This is a genomic window from Actinopolyspora lacussalsi (assembly GCA_030803735.1).
Classification (GTDB): Bacteria; Actinomycetota; Actinomycetes; order Mycobacteriales; family Pseudonocardiaceae; genus Actinopolyspora; species Actinopolyspora lacussalsi.
Genome location: JAURUC010000001.1, coordinates 328,074 through 348,268 on the forward strand (window position 1 = coordinate 328,074; position 20,195 = coordinate 348,268).

At 68.3% G+C, this 20,195-nt stretch carries 20 protein-coding genes; 10 read left to right on the forward strand and 10 right to left on the reverse strand.

Annotated features, from left to right (window positions below; all coding sequences use genetic code 11):
* Positions 1–88: 88 nt before the first annotated feature.
* The 4 genes from cobM to J2S53_RS01485 all read right to left on the reverse strand — a co-directional run bounded on the left by cobM (position 89) and on the right by J2S53_RS01485 (position 3,783).
* Positions 89–832, reverse strand: a complete 744-nt coding sequence (gene cobM, locus J2S53_RS01470; RefSeq protein ID WP_456242666.1) for a precorrin-4 C(11)-methyltransferase — start codon at positions 830–832, stop codon at positions 89–91.
* The gene (gene cbiE / locus J2S53_RS01475; RefSeq protein ID WP_456239422.1) at positions 829–2,073 is read right to left on the reverse strand and encodes a precorrin-6y C5,15-methyltransferase (decarboxylating) subunit CbiE; all 1,245 of its coding nucleotides are present in this window, start codon (positions 2,071–2,073) and stop codon (positions 829–831) included. The genes cobM and cbiE overlap by 4 nt, the downstream gene beginning before the upstream one ends.
* Positions 2,074–2,558: 485 nt before the next feature.
* Positions 2,559–3,299 carry a peroxide stress protein YaaA gene (yaaA, locus tag J2S53_RS01480; RefSeq protein WP_456239423.1) on the reverse strand — a complete coding sequence of 247 codons (741 nt, stop codon included), beginning with the start codon at positions 3,297–3,299 and terminating at the stop codon, positions 2,559–2,561.
* A gap of 214 nt (positions 3,300–3,513) precedes the next feature.
* Positions 3,514–3,783 (reverse strand): zinc finger protein, encoded by a 270-nt coding sequence (locus J2S53_RS01485; protein WP_456239424.1) that lies wholly within the window; start codon positions 3,781–3,783, stop codon positions 3,514–3,516.
* Between the two features lie 239 nt (positions 3,784–4,022).
* On the opposite strand from J2S53_RS01485, the gene J2S53_RS01490 reads away from it, so the two are divergent.
* On the forward strand, positions 4,023–5,771 hold the full coding sequence (locus J2S53_RS01490; protein ID WP_456239425.1) for a proline--tRNA ligase: 1,749 nt from the start codon (positions 4,023–4,025) through the stop codon (positions 5,769–5,771).
* 153 nt (positions 5,772–5,924) lie between these two features.
* Here the strand turns inward: J2S53_RS01490 and J2S53_RS01495 are convergent, their stop codons facing one another.
* Together J2S53_RS01495 and J2S53_RS01500 are read right to left on the reverse strand one after the other, a co-directional pair.
* Complete coding sequence (locus J2S53_RS01495; protein WP_456239426.1) at positions 5,925–6,920, reverse strand: hypothetical protein; 996 nt, start codon at positions 6,918–6,920, stop codon at positions 5,925–5,927.
* Positions 6,921–6,981: 61 nt separating this feature from the next.
* Entirely contained in the window at positions 6,982–7,392 is a 411-nt protein-coding gene (locus J2S53_RS01500) for a YjbQ family protein (protein WP_130466840.1), read from the reverse strand.
* A gap of 135 nt (positions 7,393–7,527) precedes the next feature.
* Here J2S53_RS01500 and J2S53_RS01505 point away from each other — a divergent pair, with 135 nt between their 5' ends.
* Positions 7,528–8,574 carry an aminotransferase class V-fold PLP-dependent enzyme gene (locus J2S53_RS01505; protein ID WP_456239427.1) on the forward strand — a complete coding sequence of 349 codons (1,047 nt, stop codon included), beginning with the start codon at positions 7,528–7,530 and terminating at the stop codon, positions 8,572–8,574.
* Positions 8,575–8,997: 423 nt separating this feature from the next.
* Positions 8,998–9,648 carry a hypothetical protein gene (locus J2S53_RS01510; protein ID WP_456239428.1) on the forward strand — a complete coding sequence of 217 codons (651 nt, stop codon included), beginning with the start codon at positions 8,998–9,000 and terminating at the stop codon, positions 9,646–9,648.
* A 177-nt stretch (positions 9,649–9,825) separates the two neighbouring features.
* Here J2S53_RS01510 and J2S53_RS01515 read toward each other — a convergent pair whose 3' ends face one another.
* Positions 9,826–10,278, reverse strand: a complete 453-nt coding sequence (locus J2S53_RS01515) for a ferritin-like domain-containing protein (protein ID WP_456239429.1) — start codon at positions 10,276–10,278, stop codon at positions 9,826–9,828.
* Complete coding sequence (locus J2S53_RS01520; RefSeq protein WP_456239430.1) at positions 10,275–10,778, reverse strand: hypothetical protein; 504 nt, start codon at positions 10,776–10,778, stop codon at positions 10,275–10,277. The genes J2S53_RS01515 and J2S53_RS01520 overlap by 4 nt, the downstream gene beginning before the upstream one ends.
* Positions 10,779–11,033: 255 nt before the next feature.
* Here J2S53_RS01520 and rimP point away from each other — a divergent pair, with 255 nt between their 5' ends.
* From rimP to rbfA, 6 genes are all read left to right on the forward strand, one after another.
* On the forward strand, positions 11,034–11,591 hold the full coding sequence (gene rimP / locus J2S53_RS01525; RefSeq protein WP_092977687.1) for a ribosome maturation factor RimP: 558 nt from the start codon (positions 11,034–11,036) through the stop codon (positions 11,589–11,591).
* Entirely contained in the window at positions 11,588–12,667 is a 1,080-nt protein-coding gene (gene nusA, locus J2S53_RS01530; RefSeq protein ID WP_456239431.1) for a transcription termination factor NusA, read from the forward strand. Before rimP ends, nusA begins: the two co-directional genes overlap by 4 nt.
* Entirely contained in the window at positions 12,636–13,043 is a 408-nt protein-coding gene (locus J2S53_RS01535) for a YlxR family protein (protein WP_456239432.1), read from the forward strand. The genes nusA and J2S53_RS01535 overlap by 32 nt, the downstream gene beginning before the upstream one ends.
* 103 nt (positions 13,044–13,146) lie before the next feature.
* Positions 13,147–16,458 carry a translation initiation factor IF-2 gene (infB, locus tag J2S53_RS01540; protein ID WP_456239433.1) on the forward strand — a complete coding sequence of 1,104 codons (3,312 nt, stop codon included), beginning with the start codon at positions 13,147–13,149 and terminating at the stop codon, positions 16,456–16,458.
* Positions 16,459–16,531: 73 nt separating this feature from the next.
* Positions 16,532–16,825 (forward strand): DUF503 domain-containing protein, encoded by a 294-nt coding sequence (locus tag J2S53_RS01545; protein WP_092627547.1) that lies wholly within the window; start codon positions 16,532–16,534, stop codon positions 16,823–16,825.
* 147 nt (positions 16,826–16,972) lie between these two features.
* Positions 16,973–17,467, forward strand: coding sequence for a 30S ribosome-binding factor RbfA (gene rbfA / locus J2S53_RS01550; protein ID WP_456239434.1), 495 nt, complete (start codon positions 16,973–16,975; stop codon positions 17,465–17,467).
* A 173-nt stretch (positions 17,468–17,640) separates the two neighbouring features.
* On the opposite strand, the gene J2S53_RS01555 is transcribed toward rbfA, so the two are convergent.
* Positions 17,641–18,153: a CGNR zinc finger domain-containing protein gene (locus J2S53_RS01555; protein WP_130466847.1), complete on the reverse strand. Its 513-nt coding sequence runs from the start codon at positions 18,151–18,153 to the stop codon at positions 17,641–17,643.
* A gap of 66 nt (positions 18,154–18,219) precedes the next feature.
* On the opposite strand from J2S53_RS01555, the gene J2S53_RS01560 reads away from it, so the two are divergent.
* On the forward strand, positions 18,220–19,563 hold the full coding sequence (locus J2S53_RS01560; RefSeq protein WP_456239435.1) for an MATE family efflux transporter: 1,344 nt from the start codon (positions 18,220–18,222) through the stop codon (positions 19,561–19,563).
* A gap of 27 nt (positions 19,564–19,590) precedes the next feature.
* Here J2S53_RS01560 and def read toward each other — a convergent pair whose 3' ends face one another.
* Positions 19,591–20,091 (reverse strand): peptide deformylase, encoded by a 501-nt coding sequence (gene def, locus J2S53_RS01565; protein ID WP_456239436.1) that lies wholly within the window; start codon positions 20,089–20,091, stop codon positions 19,591–19,593.
* Positions 20,092–20,195 lie beyond the last annotated feature (104 nt).

Genomic DNA, 20,195 nt, shown 5'->3' on the forward strand with positions numbered 1-20,195 from the left:
GGCACCGCACCGTAGCGGCGCGGCGATTTCGCGAGAAATCGACGCCCGGTTCCCAGGGCGAGATCGTCCGGGTGTCAGAAGCGGACGATCACTCGCGACAACGGTTCACCGAGTAGAGATGGCTGTCCGGGAACTCACCCGCCGTGAGCACCTCGCCCACGACGATCACGGCGGTACGCTCGATCCCCGCCTGCCTGACCTGGTCGGATATGTCTGACAGCGTGCCGCGCAGCACGATCTCGTCGTCCCTGCTCGCACCGGCGACCACGGCGACGGGGCACTCGTGGCCGTAGTTCGGCACCAACCGCTCCACGAGCTCCTCGATGCGGTTGACCGCCAGGTGCAGCACCATCGTCGCGCCGCTGCGGCCCAGCGTTTCCAGCTCCTCGCCCTCCGGCATCGGGGTAGCCCGGGCGGCGATCCTGGTGAGCAACACGGTCTGACCGACACCGGGAACGGTGAGCTCCCGGTTCAGCGCTGCCGCCGCCGCGCTGAACGCGGGTACCCCCGGAACGATCTCGTAGTCGACACCGTGGGCGTCGAGCCTGCGCATCTGTTCGGCCACCGCGCTGAACACCGCCGGATCCCCGGAGTGCAGCCGTGCCACGTCCTGCCCCCGCCGGTGGGCCGCCAGCATCTCGTCGACTATCCCGTCGAGCGTCATCCTGGCGGTGTCGACGAGTCGGGCTTCCGCCGGGCACTGTTCCAGAAGCTCCCGGGGGACCAGACTGCCCGCGTACAGACACACCGGGCTGTTCGCGAGGGTGTCCCGCCCACGAACAGTGATCAGGTCGGCCGCGCCGGGGCCCGCACCGATGAAGTGAACCGTCATCGCTTCGTCACCGCCCATTGCGTCACCCGCATGGCGGGACGCCAAGCGGTGAATCCACCGATAGGAGCGGCCTGTTCGATGCCGATGCGCACCAATTCGCCGCCCAACCTGCTGTACCAGTCGGACACTATCGACTCCGATTCCATCGTGACGGCGTTGACCACCAGGCGTCCGCCCGGTGCCAACGCCTCCATGCAGGTCCGTAACACGTCGGGCGCGGTCACTCCGCCGCCGACGAACACCGCGTCCGGTCGTTCCAAATCCCGCAGTGCTTCCGGAGCGGTTCCCGCGACGACGCTCAGCTCGGGAACCCCGAGCCGGGCGGCGTTGCGCGCGATCCGTTCGGCACGCTCGGAGCCTCGTTCGATCGCGATCGCACGACAGGACGGAGCGGCGCGCATCCACTCGACGGCCACGCTTCCGGCTCCCGCACCGACATCCCACAGCAGTCCACCGGGGAAGGGGGCCAGCCGAGCCATCGTGGTCACCCGCACGTCCCGTTTGGTCAGTTGCCCGTCGTGCTCGAACGCCTCGTCCGGCAGTCCGGGCGCACCAGCGGTTCGGAAGCGCTCGAAGGGGGGCTGTGTCTCCTCGTCGGTGCGGCAGCGCACCGCGAGCACGTGGAGTGGTTCGGTGTTCTCCCGCAGTTCGGCCGCGGTCGTGGTCCGGTGCCGCTCGTGCGCGGCTCCCAGGTTCTGCAGCACCGTCAGTTCGCTGGGGCCGAAACCGTGCTCGGTGAGCAGCTCGGCGACCCTGCCCGGAGTCGTCCCGTCGGAGCCCAGCACCAGGAGGCGTCCGCCCGGATCGAGTGCGGCCAGGACGTTCTCCACCGCTCTGCCGACCAGGTTGACCACCTCGGTCTCCTGCGACGGCCATCCCAACCGGGAACACGCCAGTGACACCGAGGAGGGCTGCGGTATCACATCCAGCCGCTCCGGTCCCAGCAACCTGGCCAGGGTCGCACCGATCCCGTGGAACATCGGGTCCCCGCTCGCCAACACGCAGACGGCGCTGTCCGCGTACTCGGCGAACAAGCCGGGCAACGCCGGGAGCAGCGGTGAGGGCCAGGTGACCCGGCGATCACTCGGTTCCGGTACCAGATCGAGCTGTCTGCGACTGCCCAGCAGCACATCGGCCTCGGTGATCGCTTGCCTGGCGATAGGGGACAGACCCGGCCAACCGTCGGCGCCGATGCCCACCACCCGCACTCGTTCGGGCAGCTCCGTCCTCGCCTCGTTCATGACGATCCCGGTGTCTCGGACGTCGTCACTCGGCCCGCAACGGCTCCCGCAGGCACGTCCTCCGTGACCACCCCGGACTTCGAAACCGCGCTGGACTTCGAAACCGCGCCGGGTAGCGGGCTCCGCTCACCGCGGAAGAGGTAACAGGACACGTTCGCGGTTCTCCTTCTCCGGGGCTCGTTGTGTCGCGGAACACGGTTCAACGGCGTGGACGATTCCCGGGACCAGTGGGATCGGCCGGGCGCGTACCGGCATGACAGACCGGTTCGGTGTTGCCGGTACGGCGTGTCGGCCACACCGGAGTCCGGGAGGTTCCGGACGTCATGGGCGACTCCTGCCGCGGCTCCGCGCGGCGCTGCGCCTCGCCTCTCCGGATCGAGGAGCGGGGCGAACACACCGCACTACTGCTCACCGACCGGACGCGACGGGATGATTCTATCCCACTTCGGGCGTGGCGACGCTGCCGGTGACCGGCACGGTCCTCGTCAGTCCGCGATCACGCGCAGAGCTCGTTCGCCCGCGCGCTCCACCCCGATCCCGGCTTTTTCCGCCACCACCGCTATCGAGTCGAGATCGCTGGGCTCCTCCTCGGCACATGCCAGTGCGCGCGCCAGCCGCCCCTTGTAGGCCTTGTTGTGATGGCTCACGGTCTTGCGCGAGCCGTCCACGAGTTCGGTGACCACGCTTACCGCCACAGCACCGTGCGTTCTCGCCAACGCGGCGTAGGCCCCGGAGCGCAGATCCACCACCGGCCCCCGCTCGGCGGCCAGCACCGGCTCCAGCGCGGGGCGCCACACGGTGTGCAGTCGGCCGACTCCGGGCAGGGCCGAGTTCGCCGAAAGCCGGTAGCCGGGTATCGGGTCCCCGCCCCGGACCATGCCGAACAACGCCGAGGCGATCGCCAACCGGTTGTCGGCACGGGACCGCTCGACCGCCGACATCGAGCCGACCTCCAGCGCGTCGTAGAGCACTCCGGTGTAGCGCTCCAGCGCCGGCGCGGTCGGGGAGTTCCACAGCGTGGCGTTGCGCGTGACCTCGCCCGACATCCGCTCGGACAGTCCGAGGGCCCGCAGACTGGCGTCGGTGTCCGACGCCAGCTCGGTCAGGGCTTCGGCCAGCCGTTCCCGCACCGGGTTGAGCTCCCCGAACGACAGTGATTCGAGCCGCAGCGGCGCTCCGTCACCGCCGTTCGACTTGGTTTCGGACGGGGGAAGCAACACCAACACGTGAAACCGGGATCCTTTCCGTGTGAGCCTGTGGTTCCGAGGGGCCGGAGAGGCGAAAGAGGGCCGTGGGGTCCACCGCAGTCTAGTAGCAGGACTGCGCGGTCCCGGTTTTCGCGGTCGTTTCCGCGGGTGGCCGGGCCGCGTGCGTGGACCTTTCGGCGCTGACCGCGCCGGCCGAACGGGCAACCGCGCGCCGCCGCCGTTCCGCGTTCCCTCAGCGCTCCTCGGGCGGTTGATCCTCCTCGGGGGCCGCGCAGGGAAAGTCCGGTACCTGCCTGCGAACCACGCTGTCCCAGCACGCTCGGCAGGTCGGATACAGCAACCATTCCGTGGAACTCACCGGAGCGGGGTCCAGCAGCGAGCCGCACAGCGCCCGGACCTTCGACCAGCCCCTCGGCGGGCGGTCTTGCCGGATCGCGTGGCGTTTCCCGTCCAGCTGCCGTGCCGGATGCCAGAACAGGGGGCCGTCGTCTTCCGAACTCATCACAGCTCCCATCGTGTGTTCGGTTCGCTCGAAGTGCGGAACAATTGAGCCACACCCACGCGTGGCGAGCGTGCGAAGATCCGTCGCTGTGCTCCGATCGTGGGACTCGCGTCCCGCACTCCGGACCTTTCGGGCGGGAGTTCCCCTCCGGGAGGGGACTCGCCACTGACCGTGGTCCCGACAGCTACGCTGCCCCGTAACACGCGAGGAGAATGCCGGGCGTAAAGGAGCGCGCAGCCGTGATCACGAGGATGTCCACGTTGTTCCTGCGTACCCTGCGGGAGGATCCGGCCGAGGCGGAGGTGCCGAGTCACCGCCTGCTCGTGCGCGCCGGATACGTACGTCGGGTGGCGCCGGGCATCTATTCCTGGCTGCCGTTGGGGTTGCGGGTGCTGCGCAACATCGAGCGGGCGGTACGTGAGGAAATGGACGCCATCGGTGCCCAGGAGATCCACCTGCCCGCACTGCTGCCGAAGGAACCCTACGAGGCCACCGGTCGCTGGACGGAGTACGGGCCGAACATGTTCCGGCTCAAGGACCGGAAGAACGGCGACTACCTGCTCGGGCCCACCCACGAGGAACTGTTCGCGCAGACGGTCAAGGGGGAGTACAACTCCTACCGCGACTTCCCCGTCATCCTCTACCAGATCCAGACGAAGTACCGCGACGAGGAACGCCCCCGCGCCGGGATTCTTCGCGGCAGGGAGTTCGTGATGAAGGACTCCTACTCCTTCGATCTCGACGACGAACAACTCCTGCGGTCCTACCAGCTCCACCGGCAGGCCTACGTGCGGCTGTTCGACCGGCTCGAACTCGACTACACCGTGGTGTCGGCGACCTCCGGTGCCATGGGTGGCTCGGCCTCCGAGGAGTTCCTGGCGGAGTGTGCCACGGGTGAGGACACCTTCGTGCGCAGCAGTGAGTCCGACTACGCGGCCAACGTCGAAGCCGTCACGACCCCGGCGCCCCCCGAGGGGAGGATCGAGGACCACCCTCCGGCGGAGATTCACCACACCCCGGACACCCCGACCATCGAGACCCTGGTGGAGTTCCTCAACTCCGAGAGCGGGCAACGCACCTTCACCGCCGCGGACACGCTCAAGAACGTGCTGGTGAAGACCCGTGCCCCCGGTGCCGAGGACTGGGAGCTGCTCGGGGTGGGTGTGCCCGGCGACCGCGAGGTCGACATGAAGCGGCTCGAGGCCGCCCTGGAGCCCCTGGAGGTGGCCCTGCTCGACGACGCCGATTTCGAGGCGAACCCGTTCCTGGTCAAGGGATACGTCGGCCCGCCTGCACTGCTTGACAACGAGGTGCGCTACCTCGTCGATCCCCGGGTGGTACGGGGAACCGCCTGGGCCACCGGTGCCGACAAGCCCGACCACCACGTGGTCGATCTGGTCTGCGGCCGTGATTTCACCCCGGACGGAACGATCGAGGCGGCCGAGGTGAGGGAGGGAGACCCCTCACCGGACGGACGCGGCGTACTGCGCTCCGCCCGCGGTATCGAGATCGGGCACATCTTCCAGCTGGGCCGCAAGTACACCGACGCCATCTCGTTGGACGCGCTCGGGCAGGACGGGAAACCGAAGCGGGTCACCATGGGCTCCTACGGCGTCGGGGTTTCCCGACTGGTCGCGGCCATCGCCGAGCAGCACAACGACGAGCTCGGCCTGGTCTGGCCCAGGGAGGCCGCCCCCGCCGACGTGCACGTGGTGATCGCGGGCAAGGACGAGAGCCTGGCCACCGAGGCGGAACGGATCTCCGCCGAGTTGGACGGTGCCGGTATCAGCGTGATTCTCGACGACCGGAACGCCTCACCGGGGATCAAGTTCGCCGACGCGGAGCTGGTCGGTGTCCCGACGATCCTCGTGGTCGGCAAGGGGCTGGCCAACGGTGTGGTCGAGGTCAAGGACCGCGCCGGTGGGGAGCGCACCGAGATCGCCACCGACCGGATCGTGGGGCATCTGGTCGGTCTGCTGCACGGCTGATTCAGCGCGGTGGTGTTCCGCTCCGGCCTCGGCGAGAGCTCGCCGGAGCGGAACACCCGCCTGTTCACCGGGGAACGCGACATCGCCGTGCGGTGGTGGCGAATCGATTCTCGGCGGTGGCCTGTGCCATCCGTCGCTGAGCCCATCCGCCGCTCAGCGCACCGTTCGCGCCGAGTCGACGATGCGGGGCACGACCTTCTCGTCCGGAGCGCTCGGTGCCGAGGCGGGCCGTTCGCTGTCCGCGCTCGCCACCAGCACCACGTAGTGTTCCCGGGCCCGTACCACGAGTGTCGCCATCGTGGCCTTCGTGGGAAGGCACCCGGTTTTCCCGTCCCCCGATTTCCGCTCGCCGCCCAGTGTCACCGTGCCCGACAGCCGGACCGCGTCGAATCCCTCCACCGTGGTCTCACGTGGTTCCGCCGGTTCGAACGAGACGTCCGGATCGACTCCGTTGGTGGCGTAGAAGTCGGTCACGGCTTCCTCGAAGAAGCCCTCGGCGGTCTTCGACATCGGCTTTTCGTCTTCCACCAACGCGCTCACCACTCGACCGGCTACCAGCGTACGGTTGCCGCACCGGTACGAGGGGCCGTCCACGAGGCCGTGGAAGGTCACGTTCGGAACACCGGAAATCGTGTAGCTCTGCTCGGACGGCAGTACGCTCCAGTCCTGCGGTACGTCGTAGGCGAACCGGCTCCGCTCGTTGTAGCCCACCTGCCAGCCGTCGATCTCCGGCTCCGGTGCCGGCGGCGCGGTCCGGGCGGTCGTCGAGGACCGCTCCTCGTCCGCGGCGACGTTACCGCCGGACGGCGAGGAGGCGGTTCCGTAGTAGATGCTGATGGTGATCGCACTCGCCAGCAACAGGGCGGCGAGCGCGAGCCCGGTAACCACCCCCCAGCGGGTTCTCCGGCGATTCCCGCCACGGGCGGGTTCGTCGAACGTGCCGAAGCCGCGGTAGACGGACTCCCCGGGGATCCCCGAGCGGTTGGAATCGGACTGCCAGCCGTACGGACTGGAACTGGAATCCGTCGACCACCTCCCGGGGGAACCACCGGAATGGGGTGGCCACTGTGGATACTGCTGTCCGCCTCGCGGGCCGAATCCTGATTGGCCGGACGTGTTGTCGTACGGCCCACCGGGTGGTTGCGTCACACCGGGAAGATTACCGTTCGTGGGTCCGGGACGGTCCCCACCGCCGAGGGGACCGTCCCGTTCAGCCTCGGAGGAAACTCATCCGGATCCGACGCGTCGGGTTGTCGGTGTTGGTGTCCACCAGGCACACCGACTGCCACGTTCCCAGCGCCATGCGTCCCCCGAGCACTGGTACCGAGACGAAGGGCGCCACGAAAGCGGGAAGCACGTGGTCACGTCCGTGGCCGTACGAGCCGTGTCGATGTCGCCAACGGTCGTCCGCCGGGAGCAGTTCGCGCAGCGCGGTGAGCAGGTCCTCGTCGCTGCCGGCCCCGGTTTCGATGACCGCGATTCCCGCCGTGGCGTGTGGGACCCAAAGGTGCAGCAGGCCCTCGTCCCCTCCGGCTCCGCGCAGGAATTTCTCGCACTCGGTGTTGAGATCGCGCACCACTTCGCGACCCCCGGTGCGTATCTCGACCTCTTCGCTGTGCATGCCGGGCAGTCTAGGACCTCCGTGGCGATTCGGTCGGATGGCGCCGGGGCGGTGTCCCGCTGTCGTGCCGAGGCGGGGAAACCGGGTGGTTCTCGATGCGATCATCACCCCTCCTCGTTGCGGTATCGTTCCGCCATGCGCGAGTCGTTCGGTGCGAGCTTCGATGTCCCGACCGGTTATCTCAACACCGCGAGCATCGGGGTTCCGCCCGCTTTCGCGGCCGACGCCGTGTCCGCGGTGATCGACAGGTGGCGAGCTGGGCGACTCGCCGCCACCGAGTTCGACGAATTCGTGGCTTCGGCGCGTAGGGACTTCGCTCGACTGGTGGGCGTTTCCGCCGAACGGGTGGCCACCGGCGGTTCGGTGGGGCAACTGGTCGGTTCGGTGGCGGCGGGGCTGCCCGACAACAGCAGCGTGCTGGTGGTCCGGCGGGAGTTCACGAGCGTGGTGTTTCCGTTCGCCGCACAACACGACCGTGGCGTGCGGGTGACCGAGGTCGACCAGGACCGGTTGTTCGACTCCCTGCCGGATCACGACGTGGTCGCCGTCAGCGTGGTGCAGTCCGCCGACGGCGCGGTGATGGACACCGACCGCCTACGCGCGCTCGCCGAGCGACACGGTGTTCGGGTGTTGCTCGACGTGACTCAGGCGGCGGGCTGGATGCCGTTGGAGCTGGACTGGGCGGACTGGGTCGTGGGATGCGGCTACAAATGGCTGCTCACGCCGCGCGGTGCGGCCTGGCTGGCAGTCGGCACGGGAACACCGTGGCCACGTCCGCACGGCGCGAACTGGTACGCGGGGGAGGACCCGTGGCAGAGCATCTACGGTCTGCCGCTGCGGCTGGCGAGTGACGCTCGTTCGCTGGACTCCTCGCCGGACTGGTTCGCACAGCTGGGAGCGGCGGCCTCGCTGCGCTGGTTGGTCGGACTGGACAGGGCCGCGATCCGCGAGCACTGCCTCGGGCTGGCCGGGTCGTTGTGTTCGGCGCTGGGGCTGGCCGAACCCGATTCGCCCATAGTCTCCCTCGAGGCACCCGAAGCCGTGTCACGGCTGCGTGAGGCCGGTGTTCGGTTCGCGGAGCGGGACGGCAGGATCCGGGTGGCTTTCCACGTCTACAACACGGCGGAGGACGTTCGGGCCCTCCTGGACGCGCTCCGGTCCGACTCCGCTTTTCCGTCGTAGTTGATGTGCTGTTCTCTGCCCGATCGTTACCCGCTACGGTAGGTGCCCGTGTCGGATCACCACGGTGCACCCGAACAGATGACGGGGTCGCAGCAAAATTTCGAGCGCGGGGACACCGCGCCACTCAATGCTGTCCGCGGCGGCCACGGGGGGTCACCCGAACGAGCAACGCCAGCGTGGCATGGACAGGATCGTTCGGAAGGATCCGGCGAGGAACGCACCCGACCGACGTTTCCCCCACCCGAGCGGGCCAATCACGGGCAGCCCCAGCACCCCCGATCCCAGCCTTCGCACCCGCAGCACTCCCAGGGGGCCCAGTCTCCGGGCCCGGCGCCGTCCGGGCCGATACCGGGAGCCGGTCAGGTTTCCCCGCCGTCCGATCCGTCACGGGGAAATCCCGCGTACGCGGGCTTCGGCGCGGACGTGCCGAACAGCCCTGTCGGAGGCGGTTCAACCGGTTCCGGAGGTGGCGGTGGCGGGATCACTCCGCTGGGGTGGGCCAAACGTGCGCTGCTGCTCTGCGCGGTTTCGGTGGTGTCCGGGCTGCTGTGGGTGATGATCAAACCGAGCGCGCCCCCCGGCACCTCCGAGGAATCCACCCAGCACGCGGGGAAACCGCAGACCGCCTACGACTTCGAACGCCAACTCAACGACGAGCCCGACAACTGCGCGGAGCATTCGACGGGCAAGATCGCGGACTTCTTCGCCGACAACCCCTGCGAGCACCTCACCCGTGCGCTGTACACCACGCAGCTGCAGAACGGGGAGAGGGTGCTGACCTCGGTGGTCACCGTGCGCATGCCAGAGGTCGACAACGCCGATCGGCTGGAGCGGATGGCGACCCGCAACGCCACCGGCAACATCGAGGACCTCGTCACAGCGGGGCGCGACATGCCGGAGAAGTACCCGAGCCTGTCACACGACTACGGGTACGACTCGCTGCAGCGGCAGCGCCTGGTCGTCATCGGCGAGTCGTCCTATTTCGGGCGCAGTGACAGTGACGACGGCAGGCTCAAGAGCGTCACCACCGAAGCCCTGAAGCTCGGCGACTACCAGGACAAAAACCCCGGTTGACCAGTTCGTCGCCCAGTCGCGGGACAGAAGACGCGGGGCCGGGGAACGGTGCCGGTTTCGCGGGTGGTTCCCGGGGCGGGGTGACACCGAGTGGGTGCCACGGGCCCGCGTTCGGTTCGCCGGAGGACCGTTTCCCCGGAGCCGGTCCGGAGATTCCCGAGCGCCCGCTCCGTTCGGCTATTCCCGCCCGGGAAACGCGGAAGCGCTCGGTTCGATTCCCAACCGCGACCGCCAGCGCGTCGCCCGGGTGGCGGCATCGGTCAGGCAGGTCAGTGCCAGCTCGCTCAGCTGCCGGTTCTCCGAACGCTCCAGCACCGCCAGCCATCCGATGGAACAGTCCTGCTCGGCCGCGAGCAACGCGCGCAGCGCCGAGTTCTGGTCCGTGACGGTTTTCGGCGGACGGTACGCGGGTTCGGCCGAGGGTGGCGCGACACCCGCGGCGCGCAGCAACCCTCGGGTGCGATCACGATGCTCGCGGTGTGTCGCCGCGGCCTCGTCGATCCCCGATCTCACCTTCGAATCCTCAGTGAAGGCCGTTGCCAGCCCGTAGAGCCACACCGCCGCGTGCTCCGCCTCCAGCGCTTTCCGCGCTGCCTGTTCGCTCGTTCCGGAGAGCTCCGTCGAACTCATGCCAAGACCTCCCGCAGACCCGCGCATCCGGCCGAGACGGACCCCGCGAGCCCCGCCCGGTAGCCGGACAGTTCGGGAACGGTCCGGGCCGCCTGCCGCTGTGCCTCGTGCAACGCCGCCCGCAGGCGTTCCGCGGTCTGCTCGGACCCCGCCGCGGTGCCCTGCCGCCCGGTGGGGGCAGTGCTCGTCCTCGTGGAGCCACCGCCCGTCAGGCGATCGATCTCGCGTCTCAGTTCCGCTGCGTGTTCGTCGCGTGCGTTCGCGACGCCCCGAGCGCTCTCCGCGAGCTCGGGGTGGCTCTCGGCCGCGGCTCGTGCCAGCTCCGCGTCGGCCCGTGCCGTCTCGGCGAGCTCGACCAGCGGATCAGGGTCCGGTTCCGCGGCACCGGAACAGCTCAGCAACACCGGTGACAACGTGGCCAGTGCCGAAAGGCGCAGCAGAGTGCGTCGGTCCACGTTTCCGGTGGGGGCGTCGCGGCCGATGCGGGGAGGAGAATCCACGGTCACATATATTGCCAGCCGGTCGCGGTGATCGGTCGCCGGTGGTCCCGTGATCGTGTCGTTATCGGTTCGCCGTACGCCGCGCTCGCCAGCGGTTGGACGCGATACCCTGGAATACCACGGTCACCGTCGGTGCGCCACGACCGTGGGGCTTCGCCGCCCCGCGAAGCGGGTCACGTCGGTTCGTAGGAAAATCACCCGGCGTTGCCTTGCACCGGACAATTTCAGCCGCCGCGAACTTTTTGGAGTGCAAACGTGTCCAGCCCGCCGCGGGACGAGATAGTCGCGCGCCTGACGCCCACCGTTTCGCAGGCCGTAGCGGAGGTGGGATACGACCTCGAGGAACTCGACGTGCAGCAAGCCGGTCGCCGGCGGCTGGTCAAGGTGATCATAGATGCCGACGACGGGGTGGCGCTCGATGACATCGCCGATGTCAGCAGAGCCCTGTCCAAGGTTCTCGACGAGCACGAACACGTGCTCGCGGGGCCCTACAATCTCGAGGTCACATCACCCGGTGTCGATCGTCCACTGACCAAACAGCGGCACTGGCATCGTGCCCGCAACAGGCTTGCCAGGATCAGAACGGTCGGCGGTGAGGAGCTGCTCGGCAGGGTCGGCCCCGCGGCCGAGAACGGTGTGCTGGTTCTGGCCGGTGGTCGTGTTCGTCGGTTGATTTACGGTGACATCGAGCGCGCGGTGGTCGAGGTTGAGTTCCAGCAGCCACCGGCGGAGGAATTGGTCAAGCTCGATCGGGCCGCGGACGTTGCCGCGGACGACGGCGGCGACGGAAATGACACGGAGGAGTCGAGGTGAACGTCGACATCGCCGCGCTGCGGGCGATCGAACGCGACAAGGACATCCCATTCGAGACGGTCCTTCAGGCCATCGAGTCGGCCCTGCTGACGGCCTATCGCCACACCGAGGGGCACCAACCGCACGCCAGGGTCGAGGTGGACCGCAAGACCGGCGTGGTGCGTGTGATTGCTCACACTCTCACGCCCGAGGGAGAGGTCGCCGAGGAATGGGACGACACGCCGGAGGGGTTCGGCAGGATCGCTGCCACCACGGCGCGCCAGGTGATCGTGCAACGGCTGCGGGACGCCGAGCACGAGAAGACCTACGGTGAGTTCTCCACCAAGGAGGGCGAGGTCCTGGGCGGAGTCATCCAGCGCGACGCCAGGGCCAACTCCCGCGGCATGATCGTGGTGGAGGTCGGTGACAGCGAGGGCGTCATCCCGGCGGCGGAGCAGGTTCCGGGGGAACGCTACGAGCACGGCAGCCGGATCAAGTCCTACGTGGTCGGCGTTTCACGCACGGTGCACGGTACGCAGATCACTCTCTCGCGCACCCACCCGAACCTGGTCCGCAGGCTGTTCGCCCTGGAGGTCCCCGAGATCGCCGACGGGACCGTGGAGATCCCCTCGGTGGCCAGGGAGGCCGGGCATCGCTCCAAGATCGCCGTGCGGTCGACGGTCGAGGGGGTCAACGCCAAGGGAGCCTGCATCGGTCCGATGGGCGCCCGGGTGCGCAACGTGATGAACGAGCTCGGCCAGGAGAAGATCGACATCATCGATTACTCCGACGACCCGGCGACTTTCGTGGGCAACTCGCTTTCGCCGGCTAAGGTAGTCTCGGTGGAGGTCGTCGACGAGCGAGCGAAGACGGCGCGGGTAATCGTGCCGGATTTCCAGCTGTCGTTGGCGATCGGCAAGGAGGGCCAGAACGCCAGGTTGGCGGCTCGGCTGACGGGATGGCGCATCGACATTCGCAGTGATGCCGATCCGAGTTCGCCCGCCACGACCGCGGGGCATCCGGATGCCGAACCCCCGGGTGTGGAGGGTTTCGTCTCCCAGGTGAATGATCTGCCGACCGTGGGTTCGGCGGAGTGAGAACTACGGGTTAGAATCACAGGTGGCTCAGCGCGAGGGGGCGAGAATTCGTACACGATCGACCGGTAACCGTGGGGGAACTCACGAACCGATCCGAACGTGCATCGGTTGTCGCACCCGAACGTGGGCTTCCGATCTGCTGCGAGTGGTGGCCGAGGGCGGTCGTGAGGCCGTCCCCGATCCCGAGCGCAGGATTTCGGGACGGGGTGCGTGGTTGCACCCCGATCCCGCGTGTCTACGTTCGGCCGAACGACGTCGGGCCTTTCCACGCGCGTTGCGCGTGCGAGGACAACTCGACAGCACAACAGTGCAGGCCTATGTGGAGCAGGTTGCTCACGAGCAAGCCAACACGGGTTTTCCCGTACCAGGCAGTTAAAGGAAGCAGGTCGACCCGTCATGAATCAGCCGTGAAGCTGAAGCCATGAACGCGCACCGGCAGTAGGACGAGGTCGAGCGGGTCTGCCGCCCGACCTCACCAGATGAGGAGAGCAGTGGCAGGTAAGGCCCGCGTGCACGAGCTCGCCAAGGAGCTCGGCGTTACAAGCAAGGACGTACTCAACAAACTCGCCGACCAGGGCGAGTATGTGAAGTCCGCGTCGTCGACGGTGGAAGCACCTGTGGCACGCAGGTTGCGCGACGCGTTCACCAAGGCGGACAAGTCCACCGCGGCCGCAGCGGACAACGGTAGTACCGCTACGCAGTCGAAGTCGGAGAACAAGACGAACGGGCAGGAAACCAAGGCCCAGACCCAGTCCGAACAGAGCACGTCGCGCTCCGGTTCCGACAAGACGGACTCGCGAATTCCCAAGCCCGGCCCGAGGCCCAAGCCAGGCCCGAAGCCGGGGCCTCCGGAGGCGAAGCCCGCGGCCGAGGCCGACTCGGAGCGGTCCGGCGACGGTGCCGACTCGCAACGCTCGCGGCCGCCGGCTGCCGAGTTCCGGGACGAGACCGGTTCCAGCGAGGAGCAGGCCAAGGGCGCCGACTCGACCGGCCAGGGGAACGGGGCGCAGCAGGCTCCGGCTGACAAGTCGAACAAGCGGGCCCAGGCCGGTTCCGGCCAGGACGGGTCGGCGAAGAGCGAACGTCAGGCCCCCAAGCCCGGACCGCGCAATGTACCCAAGCCCGGTCCGCGTCCTTCGGACAAACAACAACAGCAGCAGGCCGGCGGTGAAAGCAGCGACGGCAGCGTAGTGCCGCCCAAGCCGCAGGCTCCGAAGCCGGGGCCGCGCTCGCCGCGGGTCGGCAACAACCCGTTCGGTGTCGGCAGCGGTTCCCCGGGACAGCGCGGCGGCTCCGGCGGAAAGCAGGGTGGCCAGGGCGGCTCCGGCGGCCAGCGTCAGTCCGGCCGAGGAGGTCAGGGCCAGGGCGGTCAGCGCCCGGACAAGCAGGGCGGCGGCCAGCGTCCCGACAAGCAGGGCGGCGGCCAGCGTCCCGACAAGCAGGGCGGCGGTCAGCGCCCGGACAAGCAGGGCGGTCAGCAGCAGGGCTCGGGACAGGGCCAGCAGCAGACACCCGCGGCCAAGAGCGACCAGCGCAGTGAAGGTGCTGCCAAGCCGAATCCCGGCATGATGCCGCCGCGTCCGAATCCGGGCATGATGCCCTCCCGGGCACCCAAACCCGGTGGTGGCGCCGGAAGTGGTTCCGGTGGCGGCGGTCGTGGTGGTCCCGGTGGTGGCCGTGGTCGCGGCCGTGGTGGCAACGCTCCGGCCGGTGGTGCTCCCAGTGGTCCCGGTGGTGGCCGTGGTGGTCCGCCGAGCGGTGGCGGTCCCGGTGGCGGTCCCGGTGGCGGTCCCGGTGGTGGCCGTAGCGGCAGCGGCGGTGGCTTCCGGGGACGGCCCGGTGGCGGTCCGGGAGGCGGCCGTGGTGGCACGGCCGGCGCCTTCGGCAAGCCGGGCGGTCCGTCCCGTCGCGGGCGCAAGTCCAAGCGCCAGAAGCGCCAAGAGTACATGGACAACATGCAGGCGCCCTCGGTCGGCGGGGTGCGGCTGCCGCGGGGTAACGGCGAGCCGCTGCGGCTGCGCCGGGGCGCCTCGTTGACCGACTTCGCCGAGAAGATCAACGCCAACCCGGCTTCGCTGGTGCAGGCGATGTTCCATCTCGGCGAGATGGTCACCGCCACGCAGTCCGTCTCCGACGAGGTGCTCGAACTGCTCGGCCAGGAGATGAACTACAAGATCGAGATGGTCAGCCCCGAGGACGAGGACCGGGAGCTGCTCGAATCCTTCGATCTCAGTTTCGGTGACCCTGGCAGCAGCAGCGAAGAGCTGGTGTCGCGTCCGCCGGTCGTGACCGTCATGGGACACGTCGATCACGGTAAGACGAGGTTGCTGGACACCATCCGCAAGTCGAACGTCCAGGAGGGCGAGGCAGGCGGAATCACCCAGCACATCGGTGCTTATCAGGTGCAGACCGAGCTGGCGGGCCAGGATCGTCCGGTCACCTTCATCGACACCCCCGGTCACGAGGCGTTCACAGCCATGCGTGCTCGGGGTGCGAAGTCCACCGACATCGCCGTGCTGGTCGTGGCGGCCGACGACGGTGTGATGCCGCAGACCGTCGAGGCGATCAACCACGCCCAAGCGGCGAGCGTGCCGATCGTGGTGGCGATCAACAAGGTCGATGTTCCGGGTGCCGATCCGGACCGCATCAAGCAGCAGCTCACCGAGTACAGCCTGGTCGCCGAGGAGTACGGCGGCGAGACCATGTTCGTGGAGATCTCCGCCAAGCAGGGGCAGAACATCGAGGGACTGCTCGAGTCGATCCTGCTCACGGCGGACGCCACCCTCGACCTGCGAGCCAATCCGAACATGCAGGCCCAGGGTGTGGCGATCGAGGCGCATCTCGACCGCGGTCGTGGCCCGGTGGCGTCCGTGCTGGTGCAGCGCGGCACGCTGCGGATCGGGGATTCGATCGTGGCCGGCGGGGCGCACGGTCGGGTACGCCGGATGATCAACGAGCACGATCAGGACGTCACCGAGGCCAAGCCGTCGCAACCGGTCCAGGTCGTAGGGTTCACCTCGGTTCCCGGTGCCGGTGACACCTTCCTCATGGTCAACGAGGACCGGGTGGCGAGGCAGATCGCGGATCGCCGTGCCGCCAGGATCCGCGAGGCGCAGAACGCCGCCAAGCGCAAGCGCGTGAGCCTCGAGGACCTGGACAAGGTCCTGCAGGAGACCAACCAGCTCAACCTGATCATCAAGGGTGACAACTCCGGTACCGTCGAGGCGCTGGAGGAATCCCTGAACAAGATCGAGGTCGGTGACGAGGTCGAGCTGCGGGTGATTCACCGCGGCGTCGGTGGCATCAACGAGAGCGACATCAACCTCGCGACGGCGGAGAACACCATCGTTCTCGGGTTCAACGTCCGAGCGGAGGGCAAGGCGGCCGAGGTCGCCAACCGCGAGGGTGTGGAGATCCGGTACTACTCGGTCATCTACCGCGCCATCGAGGACATCGAGCAGGCCCTCAAGGGCATGCTCAAGCCCGAGTACGAAGAGGTGCAGCTCGGCAGGGCCGAGGTGCGCGAGGTGTTCAAGTCCTCCAAGGTCGGCACCATCGCCGGTTCCATGGTGCTCAACGGCATCGTGCGGCGTAACTCCAAGGCCCGGTTGTTGCGGGACAGCGTGGTCGTGGCGGAGAACCTCACGATCAGCTCGCTCAAACGGTTCAAGGACGACTCCACCGAGGTCCGCGAGGGCTTCGAGTGCGGTATGACCCTGGGGTCGTACTCGGACATCAAGGAGAGCGACATCATCGAGGCCTACGAGATGCAGGAGAAGCCGCGCATCTGAGACCTCGTCGGCGGGTGGGGACCGAGCTTCGGTCCCCACCGTGCCGTGGGGCTCGTGCCGGTGTGGAAAGCCGATGTACGTAGGTGCGCTCGAACTGGATGTGCTGCTCGGTGACGTTCAGTCGTTGAAGCAGAAACGTGCGGTGGTCCGGCCGCTGGTCTCGGAACTGCGGCGGCGCTTCGACGTCGCGGTCGCCGAGGTGGGTGGCAACGATCTCTACCGCCGCGCGGTCATAGGGGTCTCAGCCGTCTCCGGAGAGGCGGGGCAGGTTCGCGAGGTTCTGGAAGCGTGCGAGCGCGCGGTCGCGGGACATCCCGAACTGGAACTGCTTTCGACTCGGCAGCGCATGCTCGGCCCGCAGGATTGAGTTTGTCCCCGCGAGCCGACATGTGCTCTGCTACCCGTCAGGGGTGACGGGTTCCCCTCGGGGACACGGTGAGTGTCCTCGCGAGTTGTCGGACGAACGTGACTATGGGGTCGTCCCGTGGGGATCGACCGACAGAGGAGGTGCGCCGTGGCTGATTCGGCGCGCGCCCGCAGACTGGCCAAACGTATCGCGCAGATCGTGGCTTCCGGGCTGGAGCACGAGGTCAAGGACCCGAGGCTGGCCATGGTGACCATTACCGACGCGCGACTCACCGCCGATCTGCGGGACGCGACTGTTTACTACACGGTTTTCGGTGACGACACCGACGAGAGTGCCACCGCGGCGGCGTTGCACAGCGCCACCGGCGTGCTGCGTTCCCGGGTCGGGCAGCAGACCGGGGTCCGGTTCACACCGACGCTGACTTTCGTCGCCGATTCGATCCCCGGTGACGCGCGTAGGTTGGACGAAGTCCTCGCGCAGGCCAAGGAGGCCGATGCCGAGGTGGCGCGACTGGCCTCTGCCGCCAGTCCGGCAGGTGACGTGGATCCTTACCGCTCGTCCGAAGCGGAGATCGTCGACGACGCGGGCGCGGCTGCCGCGACGCGGGAGGACGAGCAGGACTCCGGTGGTCGACAGGACTGAACCGGAGATCTCGTGCGGGGCGCTTCTCGTGGTCCGGGGGAGATCCCCGCTGGCGTTCGTGCTTCGTCGCGGGCGTCGACTCACCGGTGCGGGAGCCCCGCGACGGGTGCCCTCGAATGGGACTTCGGCCGCTTCTCGGCTCGGGGAAACCCGTCACGGCTCGGGGAAACCCGTCACTCGCGGTTACGAGCTCGGAAAGCCGCCACGTTCACCCGATTCGCACAGCGGGCCGAACAGAACTGTTTGGTCCGGTTGGCCGTAGTGTCCAGGAAGTAGTTCTCGCAGTCCGGGGCCGCGCACCGGCCCCATCGGTCGCTGCCGTGCCGCACCACTCCCTGCGCGAGTCCCCACGCGGCGACCGCGGCCATCTCCTCCGCCGGACCGGCGTCGACGTCCGCGACGTGGATGTGCCATTCCCCGCCGTGGTCGGACAGTCTCGGACGTGGTGGATGGGCCGCCAGTAGTTCGTTCGTCTCCGCGAGCAGTGTCGGCGCGTCACCGGCACTGGCCGCCGCCAGTGCTCGTCGGACTCCCACCGCGACCTCTCGCAGCACACGCAGGTCGGACTCGGTGACCCGTTGTGCCCACCAGGGTTCGTGACGCAGCGCTTCGCGCAGTGTCTCCGGGCTCGTCAGATCCGCGTTGGAGAGACGAAGCGCACCCGCCGTGTAATCGGCATTGTCCATGACTGATCCTTACCGTAGCCTCTGTGTAAGGGGCGGTTTCCGTGTGAACAGCTTACTGGAGGTGTGGTGTCCGAGACCGATGAACGGGTTCCGGTGCGACGGCTGCTCGCGCTGGCTGTCCCGGCGTTGGGCGTGCTGGCCGCCGAACCGCTGTACGTACTCGTCGACACGGCCGTGGTCGGTCATCTGGGAGCGGTTCCACTGGCAGGCCTGGCGTTGGGCGGAACACTGTTCACGGTCGTATCCAGCCAGCTGACCTTTCTCTCCTACGGGACCACGGCTCGTGCCGCGCGACTGCACGGAGCGGGACGACGTGCCGATGCCGTCGCGGAGGGTGTGCAGGCGAGCTGGGTCGGCTTCGGCGTCGGTTTGGGCATCCTGCTGTTGGCGCAGCTGTTCGCCGGTCCGGTCGTGCGGTTGATGACCGGTGGTGGAGCCATCGCGGAGGCCGCTACCGGTTGGCTGCGCATCGCGTTGCTCGGAGCTCCGATGGTGCTGCTCAGCCTTGCCGGGCACGGGTGGATGCGTGGAGTGCAGGACACGGTTCGGCCGTTGCGTTACGTGTTGGCGGGCAACGGTGTCTCGCTCGTGCTCTGCCCCGTACTGGTCTACCCGGTTGGCTGGGGACTGGAGGGGTCCGCGGTGGCCAACGTAATCGGCCAGACCCTCGCGGCGGGCCTGTTCGTCCGTGCGCTGCTGACGGAACGGGTTACCGCTCTCCGCCCGGACACCGCGATGATGCGCGCCCAGCTCTCATTGGGGCGGGACCTGATTCTGCGCACTCTGGCCTTCCAGGCGTGCTTCCTGTCCGCCACTTCGGTGGCGGCAAGGACCGGTGCGGACACCGCGGCGGCCCACCAGGTCGTCTGGCAGCTCTGGAGCTTTCTGGCGCTGGTGCTCGACTCGTTGGCGATCGCCGCGCAGTCATTGGTGGGAGCGGCGCTGGGACGAGAGGCGGCTCGTGCGGCCAAGAGCATCGGCAGGCAGGTGAGCTGGTACGGATTAGGCTTCGGTGTACTGCTCGGTGTGTTGTTCGCCGTGTTGTTCCCGGTGCTGCCGTCCGTCTTCACCAGTGATTCCTCGGTGCTGGCCGAGATGCCCTACGCCTGGTGGTTCTTCGTGGCCCTGCAGCCGGTAGCGGGGGTCGTCTTCGCGTTGGACGGGGTGCTGCTCGGCGCGGGCGACGCGGCCTACCTCCGAACGGCGACGATGCTCAGTGCCGCGATCGGTTATCTCCCACTGATCTGGCTCGCGCTGGTCTTCGACTGGGGACTGGCGGGCATCTGGACCGGACTGAGCTTGTTCATGTTCGGCAGGCTGCTGACGCTGCTGGCGCGGGCGCGCTCGGGTCGGTGGGCCGTCGTGGGAGCGACGCGGGTTCCCGGCGAGTCGGCGTCCCAGCAGCAGTAGGCGTGTCGACGGCCGTTCCGGAACGGCTCAGTTGCCGTTCCAGAACCAGTCCGTGCCGCGCACGTCCTTCATCGCCGAGCGGCGCTTCTCGGGTTCCAGCCGCTGCAGGTAGACGATCCCGTCCAGATGGTCCGTCTCGTGCTGCAGACAGCGGGCCATCAGGTCATCCCCCGCTACGGTGACCGGTTCGTTGCGCAGGTTCACCCCACGAACCACCGCGTGGGAGGCCCGATGCGTCGGGTAACTCAGGCCGGGGACGGACAGGCAGCCCTCCTCGCCGTCCTGTTCCCCCGAGGTCTCCACGAGCTCCGGATTGAGGACGTAGCCCTTCTCGCCGTTGACGTTGTAGCTGAACGCCCGCAGGCTCACTCCGATCTGTGGTGCGGCCACACCGGCGCGTCCCGGCTCGGTCACGGTGTCCAGCAAGTCCGTCACCAGCGAAGTTATTCTGTCGTCGAAGACAGTGACCGGCTCCGCCGCCGTGCGCAGCACCGGGTCGCCGAACCGTCGGATCGGCTTGATCGTCAACGTCGCCCCCTCCTGCTCTTCCGCGCGCACCACGTTAGCGAGCCGCGTTCCAGGGGCGCTCCCGGGGGCATGTGTCCGTCGGGAGGGCGACCCGTTTCGGTCCG